The organism is Chryseobacterium sp. TQ-BC-N36, assembly GCF_058382295.1.
Genome location: NZ_CM178175.1, coordinates 1,324,255 through 1,337,853, shown reverse-complemented (window position 1 = coordinate 1,337,853; position 13,599 = coordinate 1,324,255). Strand labels below are relative to the sequence as shown.

At 36.0% G+C, this 13,599-nt stretch carries 10 protein-coding genes and 1 CRISPR repeat array (1 of these 11 only partly in view); of the genes, 7 read left to right on the top strand and 3 right to left on the bottom strand.

What is annotated here, in order from left to right; translation table 11 throughout:
• Positions 1-85: 85 nt before the first annotated feature.
• Positions 86-601 carry a hypothetical protein gene (locus AC3FI7_RS05965; protein WP_142722762.1) on the bottom strand — a complete coding sequence of 172 codons (516 nt, stop codon included), beginning with the start codon at positions 599-601 and terminating at the stop codon, positions 86-88.
• Positions 602-715: 114 nt separating this feature from the next.
• Here AC3FI7_RS05965 and AC3FI7_RS05960 point away from each other — a divergent pair, with 114 nt between their 5' ends.
• From AC3FI7_RS05960 to AC3FI7_RS05950, 3 genes are all read left to right on the top strand, one after another.
• A complete protein-coding gene (locus AC3FI7_RS05960) occupies positions 716-2,131 on the top strand; it encodes an aminotransferase-like domain-containing protein (protein WP_343658658.1) in 1,416 nt (471 codons plus the stop codon).
• A 304-nt stretch (positions 2,132-2,435) separates the two neighbouring features.
• Positions 2,436-2,612, top strand: coding sequence for a histone H1 (locus tag AC3FI7_RS05955; RefSeq protein WP_002978882.1), 177 nt, complete (start codon positions 2,436-2,438; stop codon positions 2,610-2,612).
• A 254-nt stretch (positions 2,613-2,866) separates the two neighbouring features.
• Complete coding sequence (locus AC3FI7_RS05950; protein ID WP_491461636.1) at positions 2,867-4,438, top strand: M20/M25/M40 family metallo-hydrolase; 1,572 nt, start codon at positions 2,867-2,869, stop codon at positions 4,436-4,438.
• Between the two features lie 69 nt (positions 4,439-4,507).
• On the opposite strand, the gene AC3FI7_RS05945 is transcribed toward AC3FI7_RS05950, so the two are convergent.
• Together AC3FI7_RS05945 and AC3FI7_RS05940 are read right to left on the bottom strand one after the other, a co-directional pair.
• The gene (locus AC3FI7_RS05945; RefSeq protein ID WP_491461635.1) at positions 4,508-5,158 is read right to left on the bottom strand and encodes an HAD family hydrolase; all 651 of its coding nucleotides are present in this window, start codon (positions 5,156-5,158) and stop codon (positions 4,508-4,510) included.
• 42 nt (positions 5,159-5,200) lie between these two features.
• Positions 5,201-7,324: a Tex family protein gene (locus AC3FI7_RS05940; protein WP_491461634.1), complete on the bottom strand. Its 2,124-nt coding sequence runs from the start codon at positions 7,322-7,324 to the stop codon at positions 5,201-5,203.
• A 218-nt stretch (positions 7,325-7,542) separates the two neighbouring features.
• Here AC3FI7_RS05940 and cas9 point away from each other — a divergent pair, with 218 nt between their 5' ends.
• Genes cas9 through cas2 form a run of 4 tightly spaced genes read left to right on the top strand, consistent with a single transcriptional unit; the run spans position 7,543 to position 13,164 of the window.
• Entirely contained in the window at positions 7,543-11,730 is a 4,188-nt protein-coding gene (cas9, locus tag AC3FI7_RS05935; RefSeq protein WP_491461633.1) for a type II CRISPR RNA-guided endonuclease Cas9, read from the top strand.
• Between the two features lie 36 nt (positions 11,731-11,766).
• Positions 11,767-11,916: a hypothetical protein gene (locus AC3FI7_RS05930; protein WP_172616995.1), complete on the top strand. Its 150-nt coding sequence runs from the start codon at positions 11,767-11,769 to the stop codon at positions 11,914-11,916.
• A 19-nt stretch (positions 11,917-11,935) separates the two neighbouring features.
• On the top strand, positions 11,936-12,829 hold the full coding sequence (cas1, locus tag AC3FI7_RS05925; protein ID WP_491461632.1) for a type II CRISPR-associated endonuclease Cas1: 894 nt from the start codon (positions 11,936-11,938) through the stop codon (positions 12,827-12,829).
• Positions 12,826-13,164 (top strand): CRISPR-associated endonuclease Cas2, encoded by a 339-nt coding sequence (gene cas2, locus AC3FI7_RS05920; RefSeq protein WP_491461631.1) that lies wholly within the window; start codon positions 12,826-12,828, stop codon positions 13,162-13,164. Before cas1 ends, cas2 begins: the two co-directional genes overlap by 4 nt.
• 57 nt (positions 13,165-13,221) lie before the next feature.
• Positions 13,222-13,599: direct repeats of the CRISPR family, unit length 47 nt; unit sequence GCTGTGACTAATCACGAAGATAATAATTTTTGAAAGCAATTCACAAC (it continues 1,208 nt past the right edge of the window).

The following is a 13,599-nucleotide window of genomic DNA, read 5'->3' as shown; positions in this document are numbered from 1 at the left end:
TAGTTTGACTCAATAACACCAACATTAAAAGAACTCAATAGCTATATTAACAGGTGCAGACATCTATGTAAACCTGTGGTAAGAATTAACTTTTATTAATCTCCAGTTCCAAAATATGAGACGGAAGCTGAAAAGGTCCTGCCTTTGAATCAGCTACAGCAATAAATCCAGAGTCTTTTAAAAACGCTGCAAGGGGATCATGATCCGGCATATTGATCCATATGATATCGGTGAAGCTTACTGCTGATCTGCATTTTTTCCAAAGTGACTGCCTTGTTTCCGGGAAATCAAACTCAGAAAGAATCACAAAGCTTATTTCTGTTGCTCTTTTTCCCTCAGGAATTCCGGGATGCAGAGAGCCGCTTTTGATGATGCTGTATCCAACAGGTTTCTGATCTGCATAGGTCATGATCAGCTGGTTAGAAAGATCATTCAGGTCATTGATCATTTTTCTAGGATCTATTCCGTTATGAATATATTTTCTGATATCTTCCTCACTGACAAAATCTTTATGTAAGCTGTAAATGGAAGAATCAATAATGGCTATAAGATCAGAAATACCCTCTTCAGAACCTACTGTAAATTTTGAAATAATATCCATGTAATTTTTTTATTCAAAATTATAAGATTAATCTATTCAAAATGGATACAGTTCGTTAAAATATCATCGGTACAGAATAGTATTTTTGTAAATTTGTTCGGTACAGTTGACGATATGATGAAACCTTATAAGTACGAAGTTTTTACAGAAACAATAGAGGAACAGATCCGCAATGGAATTTTGAAGGAAAATGACAGGCTTCCATCTGTTCGTGAGATAAAAGAAAAATACAAACTGAGTACAAGTTCTGTACAAAGCGGATTTGAATACCTTATGATCAAAGGGCTTGTCAGAAGTAATCCGCGGTCAGGATATTTCGTTGCAGGAATTCAGGCGAAAAATATTCCGGAACCAAGAACAAAGCTTCCCGCTGTAGTGAGAGATGAGGTATTCATGAAAAATATAATACTGACTTCCAAAAGGACTTCCGAATCCAGCTCTTTCAATGCAGCAGCCCCCGGAGATCTGCTGATTCCGCAGAAGCTTATCCTAAGAACGATGCAGGAGGTTATTCGTGAAAAAGGGGCATCACTTCTCAGATATTACCCTTCCAACGGTTCGGAAGAATTAAGGAAGCATATTGCCAGGCAGATGGGAGCTTACGGCTCTTTCTTAAATCCTGACAAAATAATAATCACTGACGGCGCACTCCAGGCCCTTACCATTGCTTTAAAATCAGTAACAAAATCAGGTGATGTGGTGGCAGTTGATAGTCCATGTGTATTTTCTATACTGGAAGTGATTGCTCACCTGGAGCTTAAAGTCATTGAGATTCCTGTCCATTATAAAAGCGGTTTCGATACTGAGTATTTCCGGAAAGCCTGTCAGGAAAACAATATCCGCGCTTTAGTCACTACTCCGAATTTTCACAATCCTACAGGAATACTGATGAATGATGACACAAAAAAAGAAATCCTGAACATTTCAGAAGCCTATCAGGTATGTGTCATTGAAAATGACATGTATTCTGACCTTTATTTTGGAGGACAAAAGCCCCGCAGTATAAAAAGTTTTGATGCCAGCGGTCGGGTGATGATCTATTCGTCATTTTCAAAAACACTGGCACCTGGAATCCGCTTGGGCTGGCTGTATGCCGGTGACTTCTATGCCCAATCTGAAAGAGTAAGGTTTGTCTTAGGGCGAACTGTTTCTCCTTTCTACCAGGAACTGGTACTGAAACTGCTGCAGGGAAGCAGTTACGAAAGACATCTTCGGTCATTCAGGAAAAAGCTCAACCAACAGGCTGCTCAGGTCTTAGATACTTTAAAAAATTCTTTTCCTGAAGGTTCTTATTTTCACAGGCCGCAGGGAGGTTACAGTATTTGGGGGCAGCTTCCGGAAAATATTGATATGAAAAGGTTTTACCAGTATTGTGATCAGCACCGGATTTTATTTACCCCTGGAGATACCTTTTCGTTTACTGATAAATACCATTATCATTTCAGGATTATTTTTACTGAAAGAATTACTTCTGAAAGTATGGCTTTATTGGAAGATGCAGGAAGAAAAGCACAGGAACTGTTGTTTTAACCCATTAATAATAAAAAGTAGCGGCAGGATGATCAATGCCATTACATCACTGAGTAAACAGTTTTTTTAAAAAAGACTATTTTTGTTTTTTTATTCATTTCTTGTTGATAATTAATGATTTAGTGTGTTCTTTGTTTTTGGTTTAATTCTATGGCTAATTTGCGGCAGTAATTCAATTTTAATTTAAAAATTAAAATGAATGTAAGAAAGACTAAAAAAAATAATTAAATCCACTATTTTTTTTCAACACAATTAGGCTGGAATCACCATAAAACCTATATTTGCAGCCTAAATTTTTAAATAAATGAAAGAACTAATTGAAAAAATCAACGCAGAATTTGAAGCGTTCACAACTGAGGCAAACCAACAAGCGGAAAAAGGAAACAAGGCAGCTGGTACAAGAGCTCGTAAAGCAGCTTTAGAACTAAGCAAATTGTTCAAGGAATTCAGAAAAGTTTCTGTAGAAGAAGCTAAGAAATAATTCACCTTTAGCCGGCTTTTGAAGCCGGTTTTTTTATGTCTGATTACAATATATTTTTGAATTGTTTTTTTATACAACTTATCTGAAGATCATATTCTATGGATGATCTTTTCTGTAAATACTGATATTAGTCAATTTCTGTTATTGTTTTTAAACAAAAATGTTTTATAATATCATGTGAATACCTCTTTTTTAGGACTAATCCTTCATCATTTCCCCAATTTCTGTTATCTTTAAACCAATCAATATATATTATGAGGATAAATAGATTTTTTGCAGTGCCTGCAGTATTGCTGGCTGCTCAGTTTTACTGGGCTCAGGTGAAGGTTGACCCAAAGGAAAGGTTAGACCCTATCGTAAAAAGTTTTGTAGATGAAGTCAATAATAATTCCCAGCTGGAAAATCTGGCGTATGAATTGTTAGACGGTATAGGGCCCCGTCTTGTAGGAAGTCCGGAAATGCTTGCCGCCAATGAATGGAGTGTGGGTAAGCTTCGTTCCTGGGGAGTGGATGCCAATCTTCAGCAGTTTGGAACCTGGAAAGGATGGCAGAGAGGTACTACGCATGTTGATATGACGTATCCACGCGTAAAATCTCTTTCAGCAACACAGCTGGCCTGGAGCCCGGCTACTAAAAAAGCAGTTGAGGCGGAAGTTATTATTCTCCCAAAAGTATCTTCTAAAGCAGAGTTTGATCAATGGCTGCCTTCCGTGAAAGGAAAAATAGTGCTGATGGCACAATACCAGAAAATAGGACGTTCTGATGAGCAGATCAAAGAATTTGCTACCCCGGAATTATATGAAAAACTGAAAGCTGAAAGAGATCAGGCTGCGAAAGATTTTACAGCATATGTGAAAAATATTGGGTATGATAACAATACTTTACCGGATGCATTGGAAAAAGCAGGAGCGGCTGGTATTGCCATCTCAAACTGGACGGGTATTATGGGGGCTAACAGAATATTCGGGGCAAAGACAAGTAAAATCCCAATGATTGATATTGATTTGGAAGATTATGGAATGCTTTACCGAATGGCAGAAAAAGGAGGGAAGCCTAAAATAAAGATTGATGCCCAGTCAAAAATACTTCCTGAAGCTAAAAGCTTTAATACGATCGGTATGATCAAAGGAAAAGAAAAGCCTGATGAATATGTTATTCTTTCCGCTCACCTTGATTCATGGGACGGCGCTCAGGGAGCTACAGATAATGGGACGGGAACTATCACAATGCTTGAAGCGATGAGAATCCTGAAAAAATACTATCCAAATAATAAGAGAACGATTGTCATCGGCCTTTGGGGAAGTGAAGAGCAGGGATTGAATGGTTCAAGAGGCTTTGTAGCAGATAACCCTCAAATCATAAAAGGAGTACAGGCTGCTTTTAATCAGGATAACGGAACCGGTCGTGTGGTAAACATCAGCGGTCAGGGATTTGTAAAAGCTTATGATTATATCGGAAGATGGCTTGACGGTGTTCCTAAAGCAGTAAAGGGCCACATTAAAACCGACTTCCCAGGAATGCCTGGCGGCGGTGGATCGGACCATGCTTCTTTTGTGGCAGCCGGAGTACCGGGATTTTCTTTAGGCTCCCTGAACTGGGGATATTTCGGATATACATGGCACACGACAAAAGATACCTATGACAAAATTGTTTTTGATGAGGTAAAAAACAATGTGATTCTAACGGCGGCATTAGCGTATATGGCTTCTGAAGATCCTGAATTTACCAACAGAGAAAAGAGAGCTATGCCCCAGGATGATAAAGGAGAAACGGTAAAATGGCCGGAAGTAAAAGAACCCAGAAGAAGTTCTAAGGATTATAAATAATAATTTTTCTTCTTTGAAAAAATCAAGGCTGCCTAACAGGCAGCCTTGATTTTGATATACAATCTTATCTTATTTTACACTATCAGAAATATGAACCTTTAAATCAGGAAATGTAAGAATTGCTGGTTCGTAAAGTGGATCGGCCAGTTTTCCAAATCCGTATTTACAGAAAATAAAGGGCAATCCATTAGTATCTGCTGAATTATAATCGGTTTGAGTGTCACCAATGTAAAAAGAATCTTCGATGGACAGCTGATTTCTTTCCATAAGGAGCTGTATATTTTCAGCTTTTGGCTTTTGGGTCCGTCCATGAGATTCAAAATCAACAAACAGATCATTAAACTGATAATAGTCTAAAAATGATTCTATATAACCGTCCTGGCAATTGCTTACAATGAAAAGAGAGTGGGTGTTGGCAAGATTCTTTAAAGTTTCTTCTACACCCTCATATAAAATTCCACCCTGTATGTGCAGTATTTTATTTTCTTCGGCTACAATTTCAGAAAGAAGTTCCTGAGCCTGCAGGTCTGAAATATCCGGAATAATATCTTTTATAATATCATGAGCCAATAATCCCATATATTGATTCATATCTTCAGGCTTAAGCTCTTTTTGGATTAACTGACGTCTGCTCAGTACTTCATTCCATATTTTAATGATGGTCGCTCTGGAATCCCATAATGTTCCGTCCAGATCAAAAATTAAATTCTTTGTGTTCAAAATCAATATTTTGTGTTTATATTTTAATTTACAGCAGTTATTTTACAAAATCATGCTCAGCTGTACTCTTTTTCTAGCTTCATCTACTTCAGTTACCTTCACACGGACATACTGGTGGAGCTTTACCACTTCGTTGACATCGGAAACAAATCCGTCTTTGAGCTGGGAAATATGAACCAGCCCGCTTTCTTTGATTCCCAGATCCACAAAACATCCGAAGGCTGTAATATTGTTGACAATTCCCGGAAGGATCATGCCTGCTTTTAAATCTTTAATGCTTTTTACATTGGGGTCAAATTCAAATACTTTTGCGGCTTTTCTTGGATCAAGCCCCGGTTTTTCAAGCTCTTTTAAAATATCTTGAATGCCCAGGATCCCAATCTCACCTGTAATGTAGTTTTCTGGTTTTATCAGCGCTATTTTTTCTTTATTGGCAATCAGTTCGTCAGTTTTTATTCCGAGGTCTTTTGCCATTTTCTCAACAATTCCATATGCTTCAGGATGTACAGCCGAGTTATCCAGCGGGTTTTTGGCATTTGCAATTCTTACAAAGGCTGCTGCCTGCTGAAAAGCTTTTTCTCCAAGTCTTGGAACTTTTTTAAGCTGTTTCCTGTCCTCGAAAGCTCCATTTTCAGTACGGTAACTGACAATATTTTCAGCCATTTTCTCCCCGATTCCTGAAACATAACTTAAAAGGGATTTGCTGGCTGTATTGAGATTAATTCCCACAGAGTTGACACATTTCATCACAGTAGAATCCAGTTCATTTTTTAGCTGTGTCTGATCTACATCATGCTGATACTGGCCCACACCAATAGATTTGGCATCAATTTTCACGAGTTCTGCCAACGGATCAGAAAGTCTTCTTCCAATAGAAACAGCCCCACGTACCGTTACATCATAGGAAGGAAACTCATCCCTTGCAATCTTACTTGCAGAATAAACTGATGCTCCGGCCTCCGAAACCACGAAAACCTGTAAAGGCTTATCAAAAGCAATCTTTTTGATAAAGAATTCTGTTTCACGGCTTGCCGTTCCATTCCCGATAGAAATGGCTTCAATATTATAGGCATTCACCATAGAACGGATCTTTTTCATGGCCATTCCGCTTTCATTCTGTGGAGCGTGAGGGTAGAGGGTTTCATTGTGCAGTAAGTCTCCTTTTTCATCCAGACAGACTACTTTGCAGCCGCTTCGGTATCCGGGATCTATTGCCAGGATTCGTTTCTCTCCCAAAGGAGGAGCCAGAAGAAGCTGGCTTAGGTTCTCAGAGAAAATTTCAATCGCTTTTTTATCTGCTTTTTCTTTGGCCTCCTGTAATGTTTCATTTGAAATAGCGGGTTCCAGAAGTCTTTTATAACTGTCTTTTATGGCCAGTGCAATTTGCTCTGAGCTTTCATTTCGGGATTTAATAATCGCTTTTTCAATAAAATCAATCGCTTCTTCCTTGTCTATTCCTACATTTGTTTTGACAAAACCTTCGGCTTCTGCTCTTAACATAGCCAGAAGTCGGTGGGATGGTGTTCTGCTGAGGCTTTCTTCCCATTCAAAATACTGGGAGAATTTCTGTGCATCTTCTTCCTCTTTTTTAGCTTTTACCACTTTGGACGTAATCACTGCTTTACGCTGGAACAGCCTGCGGAGGTTTTTGCGGACATACATGTTTTCATTGATCCACTCCGCCATAATATCTCTGGCTCCCTGAAGTGCTTCTTCTTCGGAAGCAACCTCACTGTTGAGGTATTTTGATGCCAGAAACTGCACATCATTATTTTTCTGGCTCATGATAATTCTGGCCAAAGGTTCCAGTCCTTTTTCCTTGGCTGCATCAGCTTTGGTTTTCTTGCGCTTCTTGAAAGGCAGGTAAAGGTCTTCGAGTTCCTGGGGATCAAAGCTTTCTTCTATTCTCTGCTGAAGTTCAGGCGTTAAGGAATTCTGTTCTTCTATTGATTTTAAAATAGATTCTTTTCTTTTGATGATTTCTTCAAACTGTTTGCTGATCTTGGAAATCTGCTCAATCTGTGTTTCATCAAGATTTCCGGTTCTGTCTTTCCGGTAACGGGAAATAAAAGGAATAGTGCAGTCTTCTGCCAATAGTTGTAATGTATTGTTGATGCTCTTTTCTGAAATATTGAGCTGCTTCTGTATAAATTCTACGGTCGTCATTGTTCGGTTTTCGGATAGCTAAAATAGGGTTTTAAAACGAAAAAAGGCGAGTTGCCCCGCCTTGAATGTTTTCACAACGGAATAATCCTTATTGTGAATTGCTTTTCAAAATTATTGATACAAATATAGAAGAAAAGTGCTTAAGTTGATTTACGGGAAACCTCATTTTTAATAAATTTTTTCTTTCTATTTTTATGTGGTATCAAAAATTAATAACGATGACTAAAAATATACTTGGACTGGATTTGGGGGTTTCCTCAATTGGCTGGGCTTACGTTCAGGAAAATCCTGAGAATTTAGAAAACAGTAAAATTATCAAATTAGGAGTTCGAGTAAATCCATTAACTGTTGATGAACAGTTGAATTTTGAAAAAGGAAAACCGATTACAACTAATGCAGGAAGAACTTTAGCCAGAAGTGCGAGAAGAAATCTTCAGAGGTTTAAATTAAGAAGAGCCAATCTTATTGATGTTTTAAAGAAAAACAATATTCTTAAAGAATCTGACTTACTTGCCGAAGTTGGCAAAAATTCAACATTTCAAACGCAGGAGTTAAGAGCAAAGGCAACAAAAGAAAAAATAGAACTTTCTGAATTGGCCAGAGTTCTGCTTCTTATCAATAAGAAAAGAGGATATAAAAGCAGCCGTAAAGCTAAAAATGAAGATGAAGGACAGATAGTAGACGGAATGGCTGTTGCTAAAAAATTGTATGAAGAGAATGCAACACCTGGAGAATACTCATATCAACTTTTACAGCAGGGCAAAAAACAATTGCCTGATTTTTACCGTTCAGATTTACAGGCTGAATTTGATAAAGTATGGAATTTTCAAAAACAATATTATTCAGAAATCTTAACCGATGACCTTTATAAAGAACTACAAGGCAAAAATAAAAATGCAACTTGGACAATTCTGAAAGAACCATTTTCTCTCGTTGGAATCAAGCAAACTGGAACAATGCAGGAAAAGAAAGTTGAAAGATACTTTTGGAGAAGCGAAGCGGTAAAGAAACAATTGGATTTTGAAAGTCTGGCTGTTGTATTTCAGGAGATCAATAGCAATCTGAATAATTCGAGCGGCTATTTAGGAGCAATTAGCGATCGAAGCAAGGAACTTTATTTTCATAATCAAACGGTTGGAGAATATTTATTTCAACAATTAGAAAAGAGTCCACATACAAAGCTTAAAAATCAGGTTTTCTACAGGCAGGATTATTTAGATGAGTTTGAGAATATATGGGAAACTCAATCAAAGTATTATAAAGAACTGACAAGAGAATTAAAGGAAGAAATTCGGGATATTGTTATTTTCTATCAAAGAAAGCTCAAATCACAGAAAGGTTTAATCAGTATCTGTGAGTTTGAAAACAGGGAAATTGAAGTTACAGAAAACGGAAAAACAAAAAAGAAGACAGTTGGGCTAAAAGTAGCACCGAAATCCTCTCCCTTGTTTCAGGAATTTAAAATCTGGCAGGTTCTGAATAATTTACAGTTTCAAAATCTAGAAACAAAAGAAGTTTTCCCTATTGATTTAGATTTCAAACAATCCATTTTTAATGAAGTTAATATCAAAGGAAAACTTTCTGCAAAAGAAGTTTTAGATCTTGTTGGATATTCAGGAAAAGAATGGAAGACGAATTTCAAAGAGATTGAAGGAAATTATAGCAATGAAAATTTATATACTGCTTTTCTAAAGATTATTGCCAATGAAGGAATAGAATTTCTAAAAGAATTTAAATTGACCATTGATGACGAAATTAAGGTTTCTAAAATAAATGCTTCTGCAGAAATTATAAAATTATTCGTTAGAGAAAAGTTTTCAGGATTAGGAATTGATACATCTATTTTGGATTTTAATCCGGAGCTGGAAGGAAGTGATTTTGAAAAACAGGCTTCTTATCAACTGTGGCATTTGCTATATTCCTATGAAGGAGATGATTCTCCTTCAGGAAACGAAAAATTGTATGAATTGTTGCAAAAGAAATTTGGTTTCAGAAAAGAACATTCCCAAATATTAGCGGAAATTGGGTTTGCTCAGGATTATGGAAGTTTGAGTTCTAAGGCAATGCGAAAGATTTATCCCTATATTAAAGAGCATAAATACAGTGTAGCGTGTAGCTATGCAGGGTACAACCATTCTAAAAATTCATTGACCAGAGAGCAGTTAGAAAACCGCACTTTAAAGGAGCGTTTAGAAATTCTTCCGAAAAACTCTTTACGAAATCCTGTAGTTGAAAAGATTTTAAATCAAATGATTAATCTTGTGAATGAAGTTTCAAGGGAATACGGAAAACCTGATGAAATAAGAATAGAATTGGCGCGAGAACTCAAACTTAATGCAGAAGAACGCGCTACGATGACTTCTGAAATTAACAAAGCTACCATACAGCATCAGAAATATGTGGAAGTTTTGCAAAGAGAATTTGGCATAAAAAGTCCTTCAAGAAATGATATCATTCGCTATAAATTATATTTAGAGTTGGCAAATAACGGTTTTAAAGATTTATACACAGATGCGAAAATTGAAAGGGAAAATTTATTTACCGATAAATATGATATCGACCACATTATTCCACAATCCCGATTTTTTGATGACAGTTTTTCCAATAAAGTTTTAGTTCCAAGAAATGCTAATCTAAAAAAAGGAAATTTTACGGCTTTCGATTATCTTGAGAATGAAGGAAAGGAAAAATCAGAGAAATTTCTTAATATCATAAAAGATCTTTATGATAAAGGAGCGATTACCAAAGCAAAATATGAAAAGCTACAGAAAAAAGGCTCTGAAATAGGAGAGGGGTTCATTGAAAGGGATTTACGAAATACGCAGTATATTGCGAAAAAATCGAAGGAAATACTTTTTGGAATCACTAATTCTGTTGTTTCCACTTCAGGAAGAATTACCGATAAGCTTAGAGAAGACTGGAATCTTGTCAACACAATGAAGGAACTTAATCTGGAAAAATACAGAAAATTAGGCCTTACAGAAACAGTGATCAATTCAAAAGGAGAGGAGAAGCAGAGAATCATAGACTGGACAAAAAGGAACGACCATCGTCATCACGCAATGGATGCTTTAACGGTTGCTTTTACCACCCACAGTCACATCCAATATCTGAATTATTTGAATGCAAGAAAAGATGAAAAACATAAAGAACATCAGAATATCTTTGCTATTGAAAATGCAATTACAGAAATTGTAGAAAAGAAAAATGGATCAAAAGAAAGAAGATTCAAATTACCGATTCAAAATTTCCGTACTGAAGCCAAAAAACAATTGGAAGAAGTTCTGATTTCTCATAAAGCTAAAAATAAAGTAGTTACCAAAAATATCAATAAAATTAAGAAAAAAGGAAGTGTAATTGCAAAAACAGAACTCACTCCGAGAGGACAGCTTCATAAAGAAACAATTTACGGAAGTGCTCAATTCTTAAAAACAAAAGAAGAAAAAATATCTGGAAAATTTGATGTAGAAACAATTCAGAAGGTTCAAAATGAAAAATATAGAAATGCTCTGCTAAAAAGATTGAAGGAGTTTAGCGGAGATTCTAAAAAAGCATTCACCGGAAAAAATGTTATTTCTAAAAATCCAATATTTCTTACTACTGAAAAAAAGGAGCAATTACCTGAAACCGTAACTTTAGCCTGGTATGAAAAAGGTTATACGATTAGAAAAGCTGTTAATCCTGATAATTTTAAAGATTTCAAAAATATTGAAAAGGTTATTGATAAAGGAATTCGTGATATTCTAACTGAAAGATTAAAAGAATTTAACGGAAACTCAAAAGAAGCTTTTTCTGATTTGGAAAAGAATCCGATCTGGCTTAACAAATCAAAAGGAATTTCAATAAAGACGGTTACTATTACAGGAATTAATAATGCCGAAGCTTTACATTATAAAAAAAATCATTTAGGAAAAGAAATTTTAGATGAAAACGGTCAAAGGATAGCTGTTGATTTCGTGAGTACAGGAAATAATCATCACGTTGCAATTTATGAAGATGAAAAAGGCAATCTACAGGAGAAAGTTGTGAGTTTTTATGAAGCCGTGGAAAGAGTAAATCAAAATTTACCAATAATTAACAAAGAATATAATTCTGAACTAGGTTGGAAATTTTTATTTACAATGAAACAGAATGAAATGTTTTTATTTCCTTCAGAAGATTTTGATCCGAAAGAAGTAGATTTATTTGATGATAAAAATCTGATTTTGATTTCAAAAAATCTTTTCAGGGTACAGAAATTTACAATTAGAGATTATTTTTTTAGACATCATTTAGAAACTACCGTCGAAGATAATTCTACTTTAAAGAATGTTACTTGGAGAAGAGAAGGGTTGAGCGGTTTAAAAGGTATTTTAAAAGTCCGTTTGAATCATCTGGGAAAAATAATTCAAATAGGAGAGTATTGAATTTGATTTATATTTTCAATTGATTAAAAATGTATTATGTCAAAAGCAGCACTGGAATTTTTAAAGAGAAATAATCTTTTACAATCTTTTAAAGCAAGAGCTGAACAATGTGTTAAATGGTCAGAATATTGTGGCTATGGTTTCGCTGATGATATGGAGTATATTTTTAATGAATATTATAGTTAAATAATTCAAATTTAAAACCATGATCACCCGCTCCATCTACATCGGTAATCCCGCTTATCTCAAACTCAAAGATGAGCAGATGAAAATCCTCTGTCCGGAAACCAAAACGGAAAAGGGGAGTGTTCCTGTGGAAGATTTGGGATTACTCATGCTGGACCATTACCAGATTACTATTTCTCATAATCTCATTCAGAAGATGATGGGAAATAACGTAGTGGTCATTAGTTGTGATGCACATCATTTACCCCACGGAATAATGCTTCCCATGTATGGTCATACTGAACATTCTGACAGGGTAAAAGATCAGCTGGAAGCCAGTGAGCCGCTTAAAAAACAGCTTTGGAAACAAACGGTGGAATGTAAAATTGAAAATCAGAAAAATGTACTGATGAAGTTGGGAAACTATTACGAACCTATGATTGATTATCAAAGAAACGTAAAGTCTGGAGATATGACCAATATGGAAGGGATTGCAACTCAGCATTACTGGAAATATCTGATCAGTCTGGATTTCCTGAGACAGCGTTTCGGAGAATCACCCAATCAGTTTTTTAATTTTGGATATGCAGTGCTCAGAAGTATTGTCGCCAGAGCTATAGTGGAAACAGGATTGCTGCCTGTTCTTGGAATTTTTCATAAAAATAAATACAATCCCTATTGCCTGGCAGACGACATAATGGAACCTTATCGTCCTTTCATTGATTTATTGGTAATGCAATGGTTAAAGATTCATCCCGATACAGAAGAATTGACGAAAGAATTTAAAGCTCATATTTTGCAGATTGCAACCAAAGATGTGAGTATTGATGATAAAACAAGACCATTGCTGGTTGCTGTTAAAACAACAGCTTCGTCGCTTTATAAATGCTATACCGGCGAAAAAAGATTGATTTCTTATCCTGAACTGTTATGAACGCCGAAAGGTTTAATGCATACCGTATTATGTGGGTTTTAGTATTATATGACTTGCCGACTGAAACTAAAGCGAATATGAAAGATGCCAATCGTTTTCGCAAGAGTTTGATTGATGACGGATTTACTTTGTTTCAGTTTTCAATGTATGTTCGCCATTGTCCAAGTAGAGAAAATGCTGAGGTTCATATCAAAAGAGTGAAATTTATGCTGCCGAAAGCCGGGAAGGTCGCCATTATGTGTATCACGGACAAACAATTTGGGGATATTGAAATTTTCTTTGTCAGGAATAAAGAAGAGCCGCCTCCGACCTTTCAACAGCTTGAATTATTCTGATTTTTAAATCCTGATTAGATAATAAATCCACTGAAATTCAGTGGATTAAATTTTGAGGCTGTGACTAATCACGAAGATAATAATTTTTGAAAGCAATTCACAACTTTATAGTCGCCCTAACGACTAATGGTTTGGCTGTGACTAATCACGAAGATAATAATTTTTGAAAGCAATTCACAACAAATGCTTAAAGAGGCAAAACAAGTTACGAGCTGTGACTAATCACGAAGATAATAATTTTTGAAAGCAATTCACAACGGGGGACTCGTTAAAGGATATAGGTATCTGCTGTGACTAATCACGAAGATAATAATTTTTGAAAGCAATTCACAACCAACGAATGACGATCCGGAGAATCCTTTTAGCTGTGACTAATCACGAAGATAATAATTTTTGAAAGCAATTCACAACTCTGCCGCTGCTTTTGCTGCTGCA